Annotated in this window: 17 protein-coding genes; 7 read left to right on the forward strand and 10 right to left on the reverse strand. The window is 40.2% G+C overall.

The genetic code is table 11. The features are described 5' to 3' along the window. Window positions 1–101: 101 nt before the first annotated feature. From ACFOSE_RS05705 to ACFOSE_RS05740, 8 genes are all read right to left on the reverse strand, one after another. Window positions 102–440, reverse strand: coding sequence for an ATP cone domain-containing protein (locus ACFOSE_RS05705; RefSeq protein WP_380431543.1), 339 nt, complete (start codon window positions 438–440; stop codon window positions 102–104). A gap of 79 nt (window positions 441–519) precedes the next feature. Next, entirely contained in the window at window positions 520–1455 is a 936-nt protein-coding gene (gene dapA, locus ACFOSE_RS05710; protein ID WP_380431545.1) for a 4-hydroxy-tetrahydrodipicolinate synthase, read from the reverse strand. A 49-nt stretch (window positions 1456–1504) separates the two neighbouring features. Further along, window positions 1505–2581, reverse strand: a complete 1077-nt coding sequence (locus tag ACFOSE_RS05715) for an aspartate-semialdehyde dehydrogenase (RefSeq protein ID WP_380431547.1) — start codon at window positions 2579–2581, stop codon at window positions 1505–1507. A 278-nt stretch (window positions 2582–2859) separates the two neighbouring features. Further along, window positions 2860–4413 carry a cardiolipin synthase gene (gene cls / locus ACFOSE_RS05720; RefSeq protein ID WP_380431549.1) on the reverse strand — a complete coding sequence of 518 codons (1554 nt, stop codon included), beginning with the start codon at window positions 4411–4413 and terminating at the stop codon, window positions 2860–2862. Window positions 4414–4603: 190 nt separating this feature from the next. Beyond that, window positions 4604–4879: an FAD-dependent oxidoreductase gene (locus tag ACFOSE_RS05725; protein WP_380431573.1), complete on the reverse strand. Its 276-nt coding sequence runs from the start codon at window positions 4877–4879 to the stop codon at window positions 4604–4606. A gap of 252 nt (window positions 4880–5131) precedes the next feature. Then, complete coding sequence (locus tag ACFOSE_RS05730; RefSeq protein ID WP_380431551.1) at window positions 5132–5968, reverse strand: glycosyltransferase family 8 protein; 837 nt, start codon at window positions 5966–5968, stop codon at window positions 5132–5134. Window positions 5969–6079: 111 nt separating this feature from the next. Continuing rightward, complete coding sequence (locus ACFOSE_RS05735) at window positions 6080–6283, reverse strand: cold-shock protein (RefSeq protein WP_380431553.1); 204 nt, start codon at window positions 6281–6283, stop codon at window positions 6080–6082. Window positions 6284–6434: 151 nt separating this feature from the next. After that, window positions 6435–8105, reverse strand: coding sequence for a formate--tetrahydrofolate ligase (locus ACFOSE_RS05740; protein ID WP_380431555.1), 1671 nt, complete (start codon window positions 8103–8105; stop codon window positions 6435–6437). A gap of 387 nt (window positions 8106–8492) precedes the next feature. On the opposite strand from ACFOSE_RS05740, the gene ACFOSE_RS05745 reads away from it, so the two are divergent. The 6 genes from ACFOSE_RS05745 (at window position 8493) to ACFOSE_RS05770 (ending at window position 13630) form a co-directional block, all read left to right on the forward strand. Beyond that, window positions 8493–9239: a polyphosphate polymerase domain-containing protein gene (locus ACFOSE_RS05745; protein WP_380431557.1), complete on the forward strand. Its 747-nt coding sequence runs from the start codon at window positions 8493–8495 to the stop codon at window positions 9237–9239. 12 nt (window positions 9240–9251) lie between these two features. Then, window positions 9252–9941 carry a DUF4956 domain-containing protein gene (locus tag ACFOSE_RS05750; protein ID WP_380431559.1) on the forward strand — a complete coding sequence of 230 codons (690 nt, stop codon included), beginning with the start codon at window positions 9252–9254 and terminating at the stop codon, window positions 9939–9941. A gap of 107 nt (window positions 9942–10048) precedes the next feature. Continuing rightward, entirely contained in the window at window positions 10049–10732 is a 684-nt protein-coding gene (locus ACFOSE_RS05755; protein WP_380431575.1) for a phosphopantothenate--cysteine ligase, read from the forward strand. Beyond that, the gene (gene coaC / locus ACFOSE_RS05760) at window positions 10725–11267 is read left to right on the forward strand and encodes a phosphopantothenoylcysteine decarboxylase (protein ID WP_380431561.1); all 543 of its coding nucleotides are present in this window, start codon (window positions 10725–10727) and stop codon (window positions 11265–11267) included. The genes ACFOSE_RS05755 and coaC overlap by 8 nt, the downstream gene beginning before the upstream one ends. After that, window positions 11264–11833, forward strand: coding sequence for an ECF transporter S component (locus ACFOSE_RS05765; RefSeq protein WP_380431563.1), 570 nt, complete (start codon window positions 11264–11266; stop codon window positions 11831–11833). The genes coaC and ACFOSE_RS05765 overlap by 4 nt, the downstream gene beginning before the upstream one ends. A 78-nt stretch (window positions 11834–11911) precedes the next feature. Further along, entirely contained in the window at window positions 11912–13630 is a 1719-nt protein-coding gene (locus ACFOSE_RS05770; RefSeq protein WP_380431565.1) for a phospho-sugar mutase, read from the forward strand. 90 nt (window positions 13631–13720) lie between these two features. Here the strand turns inward: ACFOSE_RS05770 and ACFOSE_RS05775 are convergent, their stop codons facing one another. Both ACFOSE_RS05775 and gyrA read right to left on the reverse strand, forming a co-directional pair. Next, complete coding sequence (locus ACFOSE_RS05775) at window positions 13721–14512, reverse strand: class A sortase (protein WP_380431567.1); 792 nt, start codon at window positions 14510–14512, stop codon at window positions 13721–13723. Beyond that, complete coding sequence (gyrA, locus tag ACFOSE_RS05780) at window positions 14499–16955, reverse strand: DNA gyrase subunit A (protein ID WP_380431569.1); 2457 nt, start codon at window positions 16953–16955, stop codon at window positions 14499–14501. Before gyrA ends, ACFOSE_RS05775 begins: the two co-directional genes overlap by 14 nt. 194 nt (window positions 16956–17149) lie before the next feature. Here gyrA and ACFOSE_RS05785 point away from each other — a divergent pair, with 194 nt between their 5' ends. Then, window positions 17150–18139 carry an L-lactate dehydrogenase gene (locus ACFOSE_RS05785; RefSeq protein ID WP_380431571.1) on the forward strand — a complete coding sequence of 330 codons (990 nt, stop codon included), beginning with the start codon at window positions 17150–17152 and terminating at the stop codon, window positions 18137–18139. Window positions 18140–18248 lie beyond the last annotated feature (109 nt).

Here is an 18248-nt window from a genome sequence, read left to right on the forward strand (position 1 = left end):
TCCATTTTTCATCTTAAAGATAAGAGACACCAAAAAAGACAAACCTCCAAAAAGAAGTTTGTCTTCGGTCTGAAAGGACTTGGATAAGTCCTTTTTATCGCTTATTTTAATTTTTCAAAGCGCAGATGCACAGCGATTTGATCGCCATAGCCGTTGCGCTCCAAATCTCTTTGGAGACGGTAGGAAATGTAGTGCTCTGCAATGTTGATATAGCCAGCATCCATAAGGCGATTTTCAACCTGTGATTGAACCATACTGATTGTTGGACGATCGGCATGTGCTTCTTCCAAATCAATGACAACCTTTTTGGTGACTTCTGCCAATTCTTCACGAAGTTTATCATCAATAACATAAACAGTCTGAGCTGCTTTCAAAATAGCTTGATAGATTTTGTCAGGATCAAACTCAACAACCTGACCGCTGCGTTTGGTAATTTGCATTAAATCGCCTCTTTTCCTTTTGTTTTATTTACATTATGCTGATGTTTTAATTATTTGTCAAGTATGAAAATTGAAGGGATTAGTAATCAGGACGTACAACTCCTGTTACTGTTTGTCGGGTCGCCTCAATATCTTCTTCCAGAACAACCTTGATAATACGTTTGGCTTCTTCTGGTGTGCAAGTGACTAGTGGCAATCGCAAAGGCCCTACATCGAACCCAAGATGATTGAGCACAGCTTTGACAGGAGCTGGGCTCGGAACTGAGAAGAGCGCATTAACCTTTGGAATAAATTTACGCTGGATACTTGCTGCTGCCTTGAGATCATTGTTTTCAATTGCCTCAAGCATTTCAAACATCTCATTACCATTTGAATGGGAAGCAACAGAAATGACGCCATCAGCGCCTAGATTCATGGCGTGAAAAGCATCTCCATCTTCGCCAGTGTACACCAAAAAATCATCTGGCTTATGTTCAATGAGATAAGCCAGATTATCCAAACTAGTACATTCTTTAACACCAATGATGTTTGGATGTTCTGCCAAACGCAAGAGAGTGTCCGGCGCCATTTCTACAACGACACGACCTGGAATATTGTAGATGATAATAGGCAAGTCACTGGCGTCTGCAATAGCCTTGAAGTGCTGATACATACCTTCTTGAGAGGGTTTGTTGTAATAGGGAACGATTGCTAATCCTGCCGCAAAGCCTCCAAAACTAGCAACTTCTTTGGCGAATTCAATCGAATCACGCGTATCATTAGTACCAACACCAGCAATCAGAGGGACACGACCATTAACGATTTTTTGAACAGCTGCAAAAAGCTCTAGTTCTTCATCATGGGTAAGGGTGGGACTTTCAGCAGTTGTTCCCGCAAGCAGAATTCCTTCTGTATGATGAGCCAAGAGATGTTCAACCAGACCAGGAAGGGCTTCAAAATTGATAGAACCATCCTCACGAAAAGGAGTAATCATAGCTGTGATAAGTTTGGCGTGTTGTAATTGTTCAATAGACATAAAAATCTCCTTCTAGATTCCGCTAACCTATAACCTATTCTAAGACTTCTTATTTCAATTCAAACTTGAGCTCTTGACTTGGACGAACCAGACCTCGTTCATGTAAAGCTTCAGCAATTTGGACAGAGTTCCAAGCTGCACCTTTAAGAAGGTTATCTGAAACTACCCACATGTGGATTCCTTTTTCAGCATCAAGATCCTTGCGGATACGCCCCACAAAAGTATCACGGCTGCCAACAGCATTGATAGCCTGTGGATAGACTTGGTTAGTTACATCATCTTCAAGAATAGCACCAGGGAAGGTCGCAATCGCTGCTTTAACTTCTTCGATTGGAGCTACTTTTTTAGTTTCGATGTAAACAGCTTCTGAGTGCGCCATCAAAACAGGTATACGGACACAGGTCGCTGATACAGCGATTGAAGCATCTTCCATGATTTTCTTGGTTTCATTGGTCATCTTCATTTCTTCATAAGTGTAATCATTGTCTGTAAAGACATCAATCTGCGCTAAGGCATTGAAGGCAATTGGGTAATGTTTTTTGTCGCTACCAGAAGGCAATATATCAGCATGTAAGTCCTTAGGATTAACACCATCATTTAAGACTTCGCGCAATTCACGCTCTGTTTCATTAATAGCGGACTGCCCAGCACCAGATACAGCTTGATAGGTAGAAACAATAATGCGCTCCAAGCCCCATTTGTGACGAACTGGTTCAAGAGCAACCATCATTTGGATAGTTGAGCAGTTTGGGCAGGCAATAATACCATTGTGAAAATCCAGCGCATGGGCGTTGACCTCAGGTACAACCAAGGGAACATCAGGATTTTGACGGAAATATGAAGTGTTGTCTACCACAACTGCACCCGCTTTTACAGCATAAGGAGCAAACTTGGCAGAAACAGAACCACCTGCTGAGAACAAGGCAATATCAACACCTTCAAAAGAATTTTCCGTTGTCAACTCAACTGTAATGTCCTGACCTTTGTATTGCAAAACCTTACCAGCTGAACGGCTGGATGATAAAAGACAAACTTTATCGATTGGAAGATTTGACTCCTCAAGCATTTTAATCATGCGCGTTCCAACGGCACCAGTGGCACCGACAACAGCTACTGTATATCCCATAGTTTAGACCTTTCTGGATGAACAACGTTCATAATTTTCTAAAAATTTATAGTATCATTATACACTTTTTTAATAGGAAAGAAAAGAGACAAAGCAAGCTAGAAAAAGAAAAATCCTCTACTTTTTTGGTAGAGGATTAAGGGCACTTTTTAAGGTGAGATAGAAAGGTTCACACAAACTATCAAGGTCCGCTCCTGCGTTAATGACCTCCCTTGCGCAATATGGTTCGAAAACCAAATCGACTCATCGCATAGATATATTGTATCATAGCTTACTGACTAGAGCAAGGGAGCAATGGTTTTGACAATAGTACCAACAGCTTTAGCAGATAGAGACAATTCCTTGAGCGATTGCTTTGTTACTTGCTGACACTGGTCTAGGGTCCGTTGAAAATCACGTTCAATTTTAGCAATTTCTGATGAGTGATAGAGATAAGCTGCACATTCAAAATGATGATAGAGGCTACGATAGTCCAAGTTGATAGTTCCAACTGTCGCCTTAGTATCATCGGCAACAAAAACCTTAGCATGGACAAAACCAGGAGTATATTCAAAAATCTGTACACCTGATTCTATCAGTGGTTTGTAGTAGGTTTTTGCTAAATAATAAGGCACAACCTTATCAGGAATACCTGGCATAATAAGCTTGACATCTACCCCCCGTTCAGCCGCAAATTGAAGGGCATGGGCCATTTCGCTATCCAGAATCAGATAGGGACTCATGATGTGAACATAATCACGCGCCTGATTGAGAATATCAATATAGACATTTTCACCAACCTTATCATCATCTAAGGGAGAATCAGCGTAGGGCAAAATGAAGCCATCTGTCGTCAATTTCTCTTCATGATTCCCCAGATATTTTTTGACCTCTGTTGTGTCCTCGATAGCTCCCCACATTTGTAAAAATAAAATGGTAAAGGTATCAACAGCTTGGCCTTTAATCATGATTCCTGTATCTTTCCAGTGACCAAAGCGCTCAATTTCATTGATGTATTCATCTGCTAGATTGATACCTCCGGTAAAGGCAACTTCACCATCGATAACCACAATTTTTCTATGGTCACGATAATTGTAGTAAGTGGATAAGAAAGGTGACAAGGGCGCGAAGGCTTTGGCTTCAATGCCTAATTTTTTCAGCCGTTTACTATAATCAAAGCTCAGGGTCGTCATCTCAATCATACCATCGTACATGACGCGCACTTCTACTCCCTCAGCTACTTTTTGCTCAAGAATTGAGAGAATTTCCCCCCACATGATTCCTTCATCAATGATAAAGTATTCTAGGAAAATGTACTGTTTAGCTTGCCGAAGTTGTTTTTTTAGCTCTGCAAATTTTTCTTCACCAGACGGAAAGTAGGTCGCCTGACTGTTCTTATAAACAGGAAAGTGATTATCGCCAAAGCTAAGATAATTAGCTAAGTTATAGGCTGTGCTATGGGAGGTTTTCAATTCCGTCAAAACATTTGAATTTTGATGCAGATAGGGAATTGTCTTGGTAATATTATCCTTGATCTGCCGCTTCATACCATTATATCCCCAATCAATTTTCGTATACAGTAAAAATAAGCCTCCTAGAATGGGGAAAGGGATTACAAATAACATCCAAGTGAGCTTAGCCGTGCTATCCATTCGACTATTAAAAAGATAGAGTACTGAAATACTAGCAATAATCCCGCCAAATATTTGAATGTGTAGACGGTAATTGACAAACCAAATATAGGTGGCTGCAATGACATACAATTGTAGAACAAGCAGTAAAATAATAACCGTGGTACGGCTGAAAATCCCTCGCAAGAGGCTTCTGCGACCTCTATCTAACAAACGCACCATCTTGTTTGAATCGTCTATGATAATGCCTCCTTCAACGTTTAATTCTTCTAGATTATATCATAAAATATAATAAAAAAAAGAGGTTAGCAAAAAATCTCAGCTCTTCTTTAGTAGTTTCATATTTGAAATTTTCTTTAGGAATTAAAGCCGTTATCCAAATTTTCAGCCATAGTTGGATGGGTGAAAATTGTTATTGGAAATAAGTATAAAGAATTTGATCGTCCATAACAATTGAATTTATGGGACTTTGCACCGAAAGTATTGCACCAAGAATCCATTTGCTATCTGCATCAACAATAGCCCTGAAGAGTCCAGGCAAATTGCCATTGATATCTCCGACCGCAAAGACATTAGGAACACTAGTCTGACGGGAATTATCCATTTCAACCGCTCCGTGATTGGTAAGCTTAATATCAGTATTTTTGAGACCTAGGTCTTCGGTATTGACTATGGACTTTACAACCAGTCACATACTTAACAGCGTCATTTTTGTTACTCATCTTGGAAATATTGAAGACTAATTCAAAATCACCTCCCTGCTCTTCCATGTATTGTTGCACAAGACTTGAGATTTCTTACTTTTCACGTAAAAAGTTACCTTCTAAAGGATCAAATCCCCTAACAGCTGTTTCCAATATAGCAGAGAACCTAGCAAATTCAGACCGAATTATCTTGACAAAACAAGTCTAGCAAGTTTTCGCAGGCGCCCATCAATCTGCTAGGATTTTTTAAAACGCTGAGTTAAGCTTTGGTAATGCTTATATAAAATTGTGGTCTCAAGACTTCTGAGGGATTTCTTCCAAGGCTTATCTGTCCCACAAAAATGAACAAAGACTGTATTCCTAACCAGCCAGTCCATATCCCACTCCCCGTGACTACGGCTGAAATAAATTTTAGGATAACGCGCATCGTAATTATAAATTTCATCAGGAATAGGTAGAACAAGTTCACCATATAGACCATTTAAAATATCTTGATCTGGCAGCAATAAACGTCCTTTATTATTTTTAATGAATTGAAGAATGTCCGAGCGCTCGATCACCTGGCGAGCTTCCTCCAGATTAATCAATAAGACACCGGTATTAAAATAGCCTTCAATTTCATGATTATTCAAACGAAATTTATTAAAAAGCTCCACAATACTACCATCCCTAACATGGCTAGCAGCCGCATAAAGTTTCCCTGTCAGATCAAGACTGTAAAGTAGAGAAACATCATTTAAACAGAGGATATCAGCATCAAGGTATAAGATTCTGTCTAAACTATGAGGTAGAAATTCCTGAGCCAATAATCGAAAATAAATAGCATCTGGATAGCGCTTGGTCGCAGGTGCATCAGAAAAGATAGTTTCATCGACTATTATTGGATAATAAGATGCACCTAATCGCTGACAAAAGCGTGCTAGGTCTTCAGCTTTTTCCAGCGATTTTTTCTGAAAAACATAGACATTTAACTGCTGATAATCCGAATTATGCCAAATCGAAAAAAGCGTTACCTCAAGTTGTTCAAGATAATTATCATCAATCGAAAACAAAAGATTTAATGAATCTGTCATTTTTCCTTTTCCTTTTACTAGCAAATTATTCTCTCCCCTTATTTAAAAATAGGAGCTAGTCCATTATCAAAATAAAAAAAGAAAGACTCCCCGTCCTCCTTCTTTGTCAATTTAGCCTACTTTTACAATGTTTATTGCTTGTGGGCCACGTTGACCTTGTTCCACATCAAATGTTACTTTTTGATTTTCATCCAATGTCTTGTATCCGTCAGCTTGAATAGCTGAGAAATGGGCAAAAACATCTTCGCCAGTTTCGCTTGTGATAAAGCCAAAACCTTTTTCAGCGTTAAACCATTTTACTCTACCTTGTGCCATGTGTCTACTTCCTTTCCTCTTACTTGTAAAAAACTAAGAGGTAAAGGTGAATACACCATCTCTCGAAACTTAATACCCATCTAGTGTAACTTTTTCAAAGACCTTAGTCAAGCATTAACTGATATTAGTCTTAAAAGACAACGAGTTTTACTTAGAACAAGCCAATAGCTGTGCCATCTTCACTAACATCCATATTCAGTGCGGCTGGTGCTTTTGGCAATCCCGGCATAGTCATAACATTGCCGGTCAGCGCAACGATAAAACCTGCACCAGTTTTAGGAACTAGCTCACGAATAGTGATTTCAAAATCATCCGGTGCCCCTAAGAGGTTAGGATTATCGGAGAAACTGTACTGAGTTTTAGCCATACAGATAGGGAGTTTATCCCAGCCGTTTTCTTTAAACTGTTTGATTTGATTTTTAGCTTGGGCAGAAAAAACTACCGAGCGTCCGCCATAGATATTTTTAACAATCGTTTCGATTTTTTCTTCTATGCTAGCATCATTATCATATAAGGTCTTATAGTTACTGGTTTCAGCCTCAACAACATTAACCAAGGAACGAGCCAAATCAAGACCTCCTTCAGCCCCCTTGGCCCATACACTTGCCAATTCAGCTGGAACATCAATTCCAGCGCACAACTCTTTAAGTGCCTCAATTTCTGCTGGGGTATCTGAAATAAATTCATTAATAGCAACAACAGCTGGGAGACCAAATTTACGAATATTTTCAACATGACGTTGGAGGTTGGCAAAGCCATCTTTCACCGCTTTAACATTCTCCTCAGAAAGATTGTCCTTAGCGATACCACCATGCATTTTAAGGGCACGAATGGTCGCTACAATCACAACGGCATCAGGAGACTTAAGAAGGTTAGGCGTCTTTATGTTAAGAAACTTCTCAGCACCCAGATCTGCTCCAAACCCTGCCTCGGTCACGGTATAATCAGCTAAGCGCAAGGCTGTTGATGTTGCGAGTACAGAATTACAGCCATGAGCAATATTGGCAAAGGGACCACCATGTACCAGAGTAGGTGTACCATAGATGGTCTGAACAAGATTAGGCTTAATAGCATCTTTGAGAATTAAAGTTAGTGCCCCTTCTACCTTAAGATCACGAACATAGACTGGTGTGCGATCAAAACGATAGCCAATGATAATATTAGCCAGACGCTCCTTGAGATCATGAATATCAGTCGCTAAGCAGAGTATTGCCATGATTTCAGAAGCTACGGTAATATCAAAGCCATCTTCACGTGGGATACCATTGATAGGGCTTCCTAAACCAATTGTAACATGGCGCAAGGCACGATCATTGAGGTCAACTACACGTTTCCAAATAATACGGCGCTGGTCAATGCCAAGCTCATTTCCTTGATGAAGATGATTGTCAATCAAGGCAGACAAGGCATTATTAGCCGTAGTGATGGCATGCATGTCCCCTGTAAAATGCAAATTGATATCTTCCATTGGCAATACCTGTGCATAGCCACCACCAGCAGCACCACCCTTGATTCCCATGACAGGTCCAAGCGAAGGTTCACGCAGAGCAATCATTGTCTTTTTACCCAGTTGATTAAGGGCATCGGCCAGACCGATAGTCACGGTCGACTTACCTTCACCAGCCGGTGTTGGATTGATTGCTGTGACCAAAATCAATTTACCAGGCTTTTGGTCTTTAAGACTGTTGATTTTATCGAAAGACAATTTAGCCTTGTATTTCCCATATAATTCTAAATCATCAAACTCAATTCCAACCTTATCAACGATATCTGTGATTGGTTTTAATGCTACACTTTGAGCGATTTCAATATCTGATTTCATGGAAGCCCCTTTAAAAATAATATTTTACTGTCTTTCATTATAACAAAGCCCGATAAAAAGCGCATTATTTTTTTAAATTGAAAAAGAAATGTTCGGGAATTACTTTTCACAAAAAAAAGGAAGTTGTGAAATAAGGAGACTGAAACTCTTCAAAGCAAGATAAATCAATTAACTCTGCAAATGTAGAGAGCGCATCTGTAATGTCTTCGAAAAATTGCTAACCTTTTCTTAAAAGAACTTACAATGACTTTATATCTGTAAAAACATAATCAAGGTTGCAATAAATTTTAAAGTAAGACTTAACTTTTCTGTAAGAAAGCCCTGTTAGTCTTTAGGTTGTGATCAGTGAAGAAAGATCAAAATTTAAAGCTATAGGAGGGTAACTAAATGCCTAAAAAACTAGAAACCAATTTTAAACGTATTGAAACCAAGTATATTGTTCCCAAGAATCAACTAGATGATCTCATTTCAGATTTGAAAAAGTATCTGGTTGAAGATGACTATCCCACTTCTACCATTACTAATATCTATTTTGATAATAAAAATTTTGAGATTATTAAAGATTCAATCAATCACAAGTATCATCAAGAAAAAATTCGTATGCGAACCTATGTTGCAGAACCCAAGCCAAATAGTCTGGGATTCTTAGAAATCAAGAAAAAAGATGATGAAGGAGTCGGTCATAAATTCCGTATTGCCTCCAATCCATTATCCATTACTCAATTTGTCACTCAAGGAATTACTGATGAGCACATCACTGACTCTGATTTGATCGAGGAAATTCACAGCTTACGAGAACGCTACGAGAATCTTGTCCCCCGCATGTTTATCTACTATGATCGCTACTCACTCAAGGAAAAACATACCATCAAAGGCTATTCCTTCACCAATACTAGAGTCACTATTGATAAAAATCTGACCTTCCGTGATGAGAATGTCAGCTTTTTTGAAGGTAAACATGGCGAGCCTCTCTTAGATGATGCCCATGTCATCATGGAAATTAAAGCTCCCGGTCACAAACCTGACTGGCTCCAAGCCATTCTCGACAAATATGGTCTCGAAGAGAAACATTTTTCTAAATACAATACGGCCTACCATAAATCGCAAAAACTGCCGATTAAACATTCTTTATAAAGGGGGAGACTTATGACGTCAACTTTATTTGATTCTGTTTTTTCTAACGATACGGCCACTACCGTCAATGCTGGGATGCTGATGCTGGCAATCCTAGTCAGCCTAGGTCTAGGTGTCTGTTTGTCCTGGGTTTATAAATATCGAACACTCTATACACGTGAATTCATTGTCACCCTAACCTTTCTTCCCAGTCTAATTACCCTAGTCATCTTTCTGGTCAATGGTAATCTGGGAACCAGTGTTGCTGTTGCTGGTACCTTTAGTCTAATTCGTTTCCGCTCAGCCACCAGTGGTTCAAGAGAACTGTTAGCCATCTTTCTATCCATGATTATTGGTCTAGCTTCTGGTATGGGTTTCCTTGTTTTAGCAACCATTTTTACTATTTTACTCTTGCTTCTCTGGTTCGGACTAGAACATACAAAGATTATTATAGACAGTCAAACGCGTCGTCTGCTGACCTTAACTGTTGAAGATCAAGATGACTTAGAAGCTAAACTTGTTGAGGTCTTTAAAAATCTTTGTACAACCTATGATTTAATTTCTATTACCAGCAATAATCAAGGAGCAGAACTCAAGTTAGTTTATGAAGCCGATCTCAAATCTGATGTTGATGATTTTCAAATCAGTCAAGCTTTATTAAAGGCCATCAATAATCTTGATGTGTCAATCACTAAAAAAGCTAAGAAAAGAAAAAATCTCTAATAGATTTCATATAACATAAAGAGAGTGGGACAAAAATTACTTTCAGCGTCTTTATAGTGAGTGTCTAAATCGTTTACAAACATAAGAGAATTTTGTACAATACAGCTATGAAAATTTTGATAACATCCGGTGGAACTTCTGAAGCTATCGATTCAGTCCGTGCCATTACCAATCAGTCTACTGGTTCTCTAGGTAAAATAATGGCAGAAATCTTTTTAAAAGCTGGACACGAGGTAACTCTGGTAACAACCAAGAATGCTGTAAAACCAGCTGAACAGTCTAGACTAACCATTTATCAAATTACTGATGTCGCATCTCTCATTGCTACTTTGAAAACCCTAGTAAAAAGCCATGATGTCCTTATTCACAGCATGGCTGTTTCAGATTACACGCCGGTCTACATGGCCGATTTTGCTGAATTGCAAACAGTAACAGACCCAGCTCAATTATTAGCTAAACGCAATCAGGAAACAAAAATCTCCAGTCAAGCTGAACATCAGGTGCTTTTTCTGACTAAAACGCCCAAGGTAATCAGCCAAATTGTGGAATGGAATCCTAATATTAAACTTATCGGTTTTAAATTATTAGTAGATGTTCCTCATGAAGAATTGATAGAGGTGGCGCGAGAAAGTCTCATCAAAAATAAGGCCGATTATATCTTAGCCAATGATCTTAAAGATATCCAAGCCCATCAACATATCGGTTATCTAGTCTCCAAAACTGAGGAAATTAGGGCCAATACCAAGGAAGATATTGCTCAACTGATTTTAGAAAGGATTACAGATGACTAAACATATCTTGTTAGCCGTTTCTGGCTCTATATCTGCTTATAAGACTGCTGATTTAACCAGCCAGCTTAAAAAGCGCGGTTATGACGTTACCGTTTTGATGACAGAGGCTGCCCAAGCTTTTATTACCCCCTTGACTCTGCAGGTCCTTTCTAAGAATCCGGTTCATACCGATGTTATGGTAGAAAAGATACCTAATCGCATCAATCATATTGATTTGGGTAAGGAAGCTGATCTCTTTATTCTGGCCCCTGCCTCTGCCAATACTATCGCTCAACTAGCCAATGGCCTAGCCAATAATATGGTGACTGCTACTGCCTTGGCTCTACCAAATAAGATCCCTAAATTGCTGGCACCCGCTATGAATACTAAAATGTATGATAATCCGATCACTCAGCGCAATTTGGACCTTCTAAAGGAGGTGGGCTATCAAGAAATTTTACCCAAATCGGCTCTCTTAGCTTGTGGAGATATCGGGCGTGGGGCCCTAGCTGATCTTGACACAATACTTGAAGAAATTGAGGAAGCTCTTGCATGAATCAGAAAAAATCATCAAACCTCACGGCCATAGCCTTGTTTTTCGCGGCTATGCTTGTCATTCACGTTCTCAGCAGCATTGTCTTTAGTATCTGGCCAGTTCCTATCAGGCCAACCCTAACTCATATCCCCGTTATCATCGCTGCAATTGTCTATGGTCCCCGTGTTGGTAGCGTTCTTGGACTGCTCATGGGAATCATTAGTGTTGTGACAAATACAGTTATTATCTTGCCAACCAGTTACCTCTTCTCCCCTTTTGTTGAGAATGGAAATCTAGCCTCGCTCGTTATTGCAATTATCCCCCGTGTTTTGATTGGGATCTTCCCTTACTTTATTTATAAATGGCTTCATTCTAAAACAGGGTTGGCTTTGGCTGGTGCAGTAGGATCTCTAACAAATACCGTCTTTGTTATTACTGGTATTTTCATCTTCTTTTCAAGCGTCTATCGAAATGATATTCAAACCATGTTAGCCGCTGTTATCACTGCCAGCTCTCTAGCAGAGCTTTTGATTTCAATCTTCTTGACTTCTGCCATTGTGCCTACTATTGAAAGACTGAAAAAATAAATGAAAATCATGGGAAGCCATGATTTTTTTTGCTATCTATGATATAATGAAAGCGGTTAAAAAAATTAGGAGGTTCCTATGACATATCACGAAAATTATCAAAAATGGTTGGATGTAACCAACCTGACAGACTATCTACGTCAAGAATTGCTGGCGATGGATGAAAAAACCAAAGAAGATGCTTTTTATACCAACCTAGAGTTTGGTACAGCTGGTATGCGGGGGTATATTGGTGCTGGTACTAATCGTATCAACATTTACGTTGTTCGCCAAGCTACTGAAGGTCTAGCAAAACTCATTGAAACCAAAGGAGATGATACCAAAAAGCGGGGGGTAACTATTGCTTATGATTCACGTCATTTTTCACAAGAATTTGCCTTTGAATCTGCTCAAGTTCTAGCCCAACACGGTATCAAATCCTATGTTTTTGAAAGTCTCCGTCCAACGCCCGAACTATCTTTTGCAGTGCGTCATCTCGGTGCTTTTGCAGGTATTATGATTACAGCTAGTCACAACCCTGCTCCATTTAACGGCTATAAGGTTTATGGCGAAGATGGGGGACAAATGCCACCAGCAGATGCAGATGCTTTAACCGAATACATCCGTGCTATTGACAATCCTTTCGCAATTAAATTAGCGGACCTTGAGGAGGCTAAAGCTTCTGGTCTTATCACTATCATCGGGGAAGAGGTTGATAAGGAATACCTCAAAGAAGTTAAGGATGTTAATATCAACCCCAAACTCATTGATGAGTATGGCAAGGATATGAAGATTGTCTACACTCCACTTCATGGTACAGGGGAAATGTTGGCTCGTCGTGCTCTTGCTCAAGCCGGCTTTAATGCTGTTCAAGTTGTTGAAGCTCAAGCTGTTCCGGATCCTGATTTTTCAACCGTTAAATCACCAAATCCAGAAAATCAGGCGGCTTTTGCCCTCGCTGAAGATCTTGGTCGCAAGGTCGATGCCGACGTACTCGTTGCAACTGACCCAGATGCCGATCGATTGGGGGTTGAAATCCGCCAAGCAGATGGATCCTACCTCAACCTGTCCGGCAACCAAATCGGTGCCCTCATTGCCAAATATATTCTTGAAGCTCATAAAACAGCAGGTACCCTACCTAGTAACGCTGCTTTGGCCAAATCAATCGTATCGACAGAGCTAGTTACCAAGATTGCTGAAAACTACGGGGCAACCATGTTCAATGTACTAACAGGTTTCAAATTTATTGCTGAAAAAATTCAAGAATTCGAAGAACAGCACAATCATACTTATATGTTTGGTTTTGAAGAAAGCTTTGGTTATCTGATTAAACCATTCGTACGTGACAAAGATGCTATCCAGGCGGTTCTGATAGTAGCTGAAATCGCTGCCTACTACCGCTCACGTGGTTTAACACTTGCTGATGGTATTGATGAAATCTACAAGGAATATGGTCACTTTGCCGAAAAGACTATTTCGGTTACCCTCGGTGGAGTTGATGGGGCTTCTGAAATTAAGAAAATTATGGATAAGTTCCGCAACCAAGCCCCTAAGCAATTCAATCACACCGATATTGCTAAGACCGAAGATTTCCTTGAATTGACAGCGACTAGCCAAGACGGTAGCGTTGAAAAACTGACAACACCGCCAAGTGATGTACTCAAGTATATTTTAACGGATGATTCTTGGATTGCTGTTCGCCCATCAGGAACTGAACCAAAAATTAAATTCTACATTGCTACAGTCGGCACTTCTGCCCAAGATGCTCAAGATAAGATTGCAGCCATTGAAACTGAAATCAATTCCTTTATAAAATAATGATATTTTTACCTAGTCCTTTATGGACTAGTTTTTTAATACAAAAAGTCAGCCTTTTAACAGGCTGACTTTTTAGCATATCTACATATCCTATATCGACAATTGATTATAGGAATGGTTGAAGGCGTTGATGATGGATGAGGAAGCCTTATCATAGCTGACTTCTTCCTTGTAAGAAGCACTGACGATGATTCGATTGCTGGCCTCGGCATCATCACAGGTAACTAAGGTCAAGTTTTTTACACCTGGCGTATCTTCAATCACTGCAACTGCTGATGGATCAACTGTTTTTACCTCCGTGATGGTATAAGTATAAACAGTATTACGATCTGTTAGATAAATCTCCATACCGATCTTGGCTTTCTCTAGAGGGGAAAAGAGCATTTGAGAAGCGCCAGTAACTCCGAAAACATGGTGGCTGGCTAGAGCATAATTGTTTTCACCCCCCATAACCTGATTTTCCTTCATAGTACCAGCACCATAGGAAAGCTCTGTATTTCCTAACCCCTTAAAAATCGGAAGATTGAGCTCTAAATCTGGGATGGCAATTCCACCAATAACTGGCAGCTCCTGAGCATCCATCTGTGATGATAATACTGATTCTGTACTGATTGACTTTACAGAATCAAAGTCATAATTAACATCGGCTTTCTCATTTTTTTTCAAAGTTTCTTTGGAAACTTTGGAAACCTGATATTTATTAGTGTTCCAAGCAATGATACTATTGCGGATTGAGCGATTGAAAATCAGACCTAAGCCAATAATCAGAAGAACAACAATTAAAATCCCTCTTAACCAGCCACGTCTTTTCTTTTTAGACGAATAGCTATCACCAGTCCCGTGTTTTTTAGTCTGACGATAACTTTTTCTAATTTTCTTCATCTACTTCTTGTCCTTCTTTTTCTTCGGTCTCTACAAGAGTAAAGGTAACGATTTTAGCTTTATCATCTAATCGCATGACTTTAACCCCCATGGTCGAGCGACCTGTTTGTGAGATATCTGAGACACCTGTCCGAATGATAACACCAGTATTCGTCATAATCATAATATCTTCATCACCCTTAACCGTGACAAGACCAGCTAATTGACCATTCTTATCTGTAATATTGGCAGTCTTAATCCCTTTACCACCACGACCTTTGAGCGGGTACTCACCTGCTGCTGTGCGCTTAGCGTAACCTTTTTCCGTAATCACAAGAACTTCTTGATCATCGGTAATAATGGAAGAACCAACCACTTGATCTCCAGCACGCAGAGTAATCCCTTTGACACCAGTGGCACCACGACCCATATTACGGATGAAATCTTCCTTAAAGCACACAGAGTAACCAAACTGGGTCCCGATAATGATGTTGTTGTGACCATCAGTTAAGAGAACATTGATTAACTCATCGCCCTCTTTCAGATTCAGAGCCCTAAGACCATTTTGGCGAATGTTAGCAAATTCCGAAACGCTGGTACGTTTGACAACTCCTTGCCTTGTCGTAAAGAAAAAGAATTTTTCATCAGTATCTGCTTGATCAATGCTAATGATGGTTTGAATCGTTTCATCTTCTGCTAGTTTGAGAAGATTGACCATAGGGAGACCCTTAGCGGTACGTCCGTATTCAGGAATTTCATACCCCTTCAAACGATAAACAGAACCTTTATTTGTAAAGAAAAGAACGGTAGCGTGGGTGCTGGTTGATACAAGCTCCCTAACAAAGTCATCATCATTAACACCTGTTCCCTGAACACCACGACCACCACGCTTTTGTGCTCGGAATTCATCTTGGGACAAGCGCTTGATATAGCCTTTGTTGGACAGGGTGATCAAAACATTTTCTTCCTCAATAAGATCCTCATCCTCCAGTGAGAGCACCTCTCCTACCATCAATTCTGTACGACGCTCATCTGCAAACTTACGCTTAATTTCGTCCATCTCATCTTTAATGATGGTGAGAACACGTTCTGGCTTGGCTAGAATATCAGCCAAGTCAGCAATCAAGGCCAGCAGATCGTTGTATTCATTTTGAATCTTATCGCGCTCCAAACCAGTCAAACGCCGCAGACGCATATCAAGGATAGCCTGACTTTGTCGCTCTGATAAATCAAAACGTGACATCAATTCTGCCTGAGCTTCGGCATCCGTCTGACTACCGCGAATAATAGCGATAACCTCATCCAAGTGATCCAGAGCAATCAGCAAGCCTTCTAAAATATGAGCTCGACTTTCAGCTTTTTCTTTATCAAATCGAGTACGACGAACAATGACTTCTTTTTGATGAATAATATAGTCATCAATAATTTGCCGCAGTGACAAGATTTTGGGAATACCATTTTCAATAGCCAACATATTAAAGCTAAAGTTTGTTTGTAGGCTGGTCAATTTAAAGAGATTATTCAAGATGACGTTGGCTGAAGCATCGCGGCGAACTTCAATGATGAAGCGCACACCTTCACGACTGGACTCATCTCGAACTGCGGTGATTCCCTCAATACGTTTTTCCTGAGCCAGACGGACAATGTGTTCGTGAACCTTGGTCTTATTGACCCCATAAGGGAACTCTGTTACAACGATGCGTTCACGACCCGATTTAGTCATTTCAATTTCTGTACGAGAACGAAGAACAATAGACCCCTTACCCGTTTCGTAAGCGCGGTGAATGCCCGATTTACCCATGACTAAAGCCCCTGTCGGAAAGTCTGGGCCAGGCATTACTTCCATGATTTCCTTGGTTGTTGCATCTGGTTTATCCATAACCAGCTTGACCGCATCAATAGCTTCACCAAGGTTATGCGGTGGAATATTGGTTGCCATACCAACCGCAATCCCCGTCGCCCCATTCACCAATAGGTTAGGGAAGCGAGAAGGTAAAACGAGAGGCTCGCGTTCACTACCGTCATAGTTTTCTTGGAAGTCAACCGTATTCTTATTGATATCACGAAGCATTTCCAGAGCAATCTTGCTCATACGAGCTTCTGTATAACGTTGGGCAGCGGCACCATCACCATCCATTGAGCCAAAGTTCCCGTGACCATCGACTAGCATGTGGCGGTATGACCACCACTGTGCCATCCGTACCATTGCTTCGTAAATAGAAGAATCACCATGCGGATGGTATTTCCCCATGACATCTCCTGTAATACGGGCAGATTTTTTATGAGGTTTATCCGGCGTGACACCCAATTCATTCATTCCATAAAGAATCCGACGATGAACAGGTTTAAGACCATCGCGAACATCTGGCAGTGCCCGAGCAACGATAACACTCATGGCATAGTCAATGAAGCTGGTCCTCATCTCACTGGTCAGATTAACATCTACTAGATTTCTATCCTGCATTAAAAAATGCCTCTTTCTTGTTAGAGTATTCCTTAATATTATAGCATATTAGAGCAGTTTTTTCAGCATTTACAGCCCTCAAACCATGCTTTCTTGGGCTTTTCCTGCTATTTCCTAGTGACATTTTTAACTAAAGGTGGTATGATAATATTGTATGGGCTTAAGCTCTAAAAAAATTAAGGAGATGTTTAGACATGACTGCAACTAAACAACACAAAAAAGTCATCCTCGTTGGTGACGGTGCCGTAGGTTCATCTTACGCATTTTCACTCGTCAATCAAGGTATCGCTCAAGAACTTGGTATTATTGAAATCCCTCAATTGTTTGAAAAAGCTGTTGGTGACGCTCTGGACCTTAGCCACGCGCTTGCCTTCACTTCACCTAAGAAAATCTACGCTGCTCAATATGAAGATTGTGCAGATGCTGACCTTGTTGTCATCACTGCTGGTGCACCTCAAAAACCAGGTGAAACACGTCTTGACTTGGTTGGTAAGAATCTTGCGATTAATAAATCAATCGTTACTGAAGTTGTCAAATCAGGATTCAATGGTATCTTCTTGGTTGCTGCTAATCCCGTGGATGTCTTGACTTACTCAACATGGAAATTCTCAGGTTTCCCTAAAGAACGTGTTATCGGTTCAGGTACTTCACTTGATACAGCTCGTTTCCGCCAAGCACTTGCTGAAAAACTTGATGTTGATGCTCGTTCAGTCCATGCCTACATCATGGGTGAACACGGTGACTCAGAATTTGCTGTTTGGTCGCATGCCAATGTTGCCGGTGTTAACCTTGAAAACTATCTCCAAGACGTTCAAAACTTTAACGCTGAAGAATTAATTGACTTGTTTGAAGGTGTTCGTGACGCTGCTTACACAATCATCAACAAAAAAGGTGCTACCTACTATGGTATCGCAGCTGCCTTGGCTCGTATCACTAAAGCAATACTTGATGATGAAAATGCTGTACTTCCACTCTCAGTATTCCAAAATGGTCAATACGCAGGTGTCAACGATGTCTTTATCGGTCAACCTGCCATCGTCGGTGCGCATGGTATTGTTCGTCCTGTAAATATTCCTTTAAATGATGCTGAAAAACAAAAGATGCAAGCGTCTGCTAAAGAATTGAAAGAAATTATCGATGAAGCATGGAAAAATCCAGATTTCCAAGCAGCTTCTAAAAATTAAAATGCTTATAAGAAAAAAGACAGTTGGAAATTCCAACTGTCTCAGACCGAAGACAAACTTCTTTTTGGAGGTTTGTCTTTTTTGGTGTCTCTTATCTTTAAGATGAAAA

The sequence above is a fragment of the Streptococcus dentapri genome (assembly GCF_042649885.1).
GTDB lineage: Bacteria > Bacillota > Bacilli > Lactobacillales > Streptococcaceae > Streptococcus > Streptococcus dentapri.